Below are 2,052 nucleotides of genomic sequence, written 5' to 3' on the forward strand. Positions count from 1 at the left end.
CCCCCCCCCCCCCCCCCCCCCCCCCCCCCCCCCCCCCCCCCCCCCCCCCCCCCCCCCCCCCCCCCCCCCCCACAAGGTCGGCCTTTAGGCCGCGAATCTTCCTCGTGAACATGAAGCTTTTGTCATGGAACTCAACAGCCTGCGACTGAATGTCGCGGATTACGCGGGCTGCAGGACTGTTTCCAATTCTGCAACAAACTCTTTCCAGACTCAGTCGTTTACTTAGCTAGCTACCAAACTCTATAACAGAGTCCTGCACATGCCTTGCTGCAGATAATAGAAATTGGAGCTAGCAGATGACTGTAAAAGTAACTGAACGCGACGATTCACGCATGTCACACGAAGGCGTAGCCGCCGGTGTCCGCATCTGGGATGTGTACCAACAGGACCTGCTGGTCGGGATGTTCCATAGCGAGACTGACGCCCACAACTACAAGGCCGAACTGGAAACTCTGGAGCAGCAACGAGCGCTACGCTCCGCTTGAGCAATGACCGCATTAAAAACGACAAACCCCGCCATGAGCGGGGTTTGTCGTTATTGCAGCCGTTAACCGCTTACCACATCAGGTCATCCGGGATCTGATAGGCCGCGTACGGATCGTCCTCGGCGGCCACTTCTTCGGTCTGCACATTCAGTTGCACGATGCGCTGCGGATCGCGCTCCTGGATCTTCAGGGCAGCTTCACGGGGGATCACTTCATAACCGCCGGCGTGATGCACGATGGCCAGCGAACCGTTGCTGAGCTTGTTACGCATCAGCGTGTTGACCGAGAGGCGCTTGACCTTCTTGTCGTCGACGAAGTTGTAGTAGTCCTCGGTCGTCAATTTCGGTAGGCGCGTGGCTTCGATCAATTGCTTGATCTGCGCGACACGGGCCTTGGCCTCGGCTTTTTCCTGTTGCTGACGGTTGAGCTCCTGATCGCGCTTGACCTTCTCGGCCATGGCCTCCTGGGCTGCACGCTGCTGGGAATCATCAAGCTCGATCTGCCCCTTGTGGGCCAGGCGTTGCTGCTTCTGTTTGTCTTTGCTGACCTGCTTGGCCTGCTTCTGGTTGACCAGCCCTGCTTTGAGCAACTGGTCGCGAAGGGAAATGCTCATGGTGCTTATTACTCACTTAGGCAACTGCTCAACCGCAGCTGGGCACATTCTTTTCCTGGCGTTTGGCTTCGCCCCACAGGGCGTCCAACTCTTCGAGGGTGCAATCTTCCATGGGACGATGGGTGTCGCGCAATGCCTGTTCGATAAAACGGAAGCGTCGTTCGAACTTGCTGTTGGCACCCCGCAGCGCGGTTTCCGGATCGACCTTGAGGTGACGCGCCAGATTGACCACGGAAAACAGCAGGTCGCCGACTTCATCGGCAATCGCCACCGAGTCGTCATCGGCCATCGCTTCGAGTATTTCATCGAGTTCTTCCCGGACCTTGTCCAGCACGGGTAACGCGTCTGGCCAGTCGAAACCGACCTGCCCTGCGCGCTTTTGCAATTTTGCCGAACGGGACAGTGCCGGCAAGGCTGCCGGGACATCGTCGAGCAAGGACAGCTGTTGCGGTGCAGCGGATCTCTCCGCACGCTCTTCGGCCTTGATCTCCTCCCAGCGCTGCTTGACCTGCTCTTCATTCAAGCGCGGTACATCCAGCGGCGCGTACAGATCACCGGTGGGAAATACATGCGGATGACGGCGGATCAGCTTGCGGGTAATGCTGTCGACCACGCCAGCGAATTCGAAACGCCCTTCTTCCCGCGCCAACTGGCTGTAGTAAACCACCTGGAACAGCAGGTCGCCCAACTCACCCTGCAGGTGATCGAAATCACCGCGCTCGATGGCATCGGCAACTTCATAGGCTTCCTCGAGGGTGTGCGGGACGATGGTGGCGTAGGTTTGCTTGATGTCCCACGGACAGCCGTACTGCGGGTCGCGCAGGCGGTTCATCAGGTGCAATAAGTCTTCAAGGCTGTACATCATTAATCCCATTCAAACGCACTGTAGGAGCTGCCGCAGGCTGCGATCTTTTGATCTTAAAAAATCAAGATCAAAAGATCGCAGCCTACGCC

3 protein-coding genes are annotated in these 2,052 nt (G+C 57.8%); 1 reads left to right on the plus strand and 2 read right to left on the minus strand.

The window, feature by feature from the left end:
* Positions 1-296 precede the first annotated feature (296 nt).
* Entirely contained in the window at positions 297-485 is a 189-nt protein-coding gene (locus AC3WWR_RS30800) for a hypothetical protein (protein WP_020799704.1), read from the plus strand.
* 70 nt (positions 486-555) lie between these two features.
* Here the strand turns inward: AC3WWR_RS30800 and AC3WWR_RS30805 are convergent, their stop codons facing one another.
* Together AC3WWR_RS30805 and mazG are read right to left on the minus strand one after the other, a co-directional pair.
* Entirely contained in the window at positions 556-1,098 is a 543-nt protein-coding gene (locus AC3WWR_RS30805; protein ID WP_020799705.1) for a DUF2058 domain-containing protein, read from the minus strand.
* Between the two features lie 28 nt (positions 1,099-1,126).
* Positions 1,127-1,960, minus strand: coding sequence for a nucleoside triphosphate pyrophosphohydrolase (gene mazG, locus AC3WWR_RS30810; RefSeq protein WP_033044726.1), 834 nt, complete (start codon positions 1,958-1,960; stop codon positions 1,127-1,129).
* Positions 1,961-2,052: the final 92 nt, after the last annotated feature.

The sequence above is a fragment of the Pseudomonas sp. EB271-G4-1 genome, assembly GCF_058791355.1.

Bases quoted from the DNA above. Each gene is read 5' to 3' on its own strand.
- AC3WWR_RS30805 (WP_020799705.1), bottom strand. From the start codon at position 1,098: ATGAGCATTTCCCTTCGCGACCAGTTGCTCAAAGCAGGGCTGGTCAAC.
- mazG (WP_033044726.1), bottom strand. From the start codon at position 1,960: ATGTACAGCCTTGAAGACTTATTGCACCTGATGAACCGCCTGCGCGAC.
- AC3WWR_RS30800 (WP_020799704.1), top strand. From the start codon at position 297: ATGACTGTAAAAGTAACTGAACGCGACGATTCACGCATGTCACACGAA.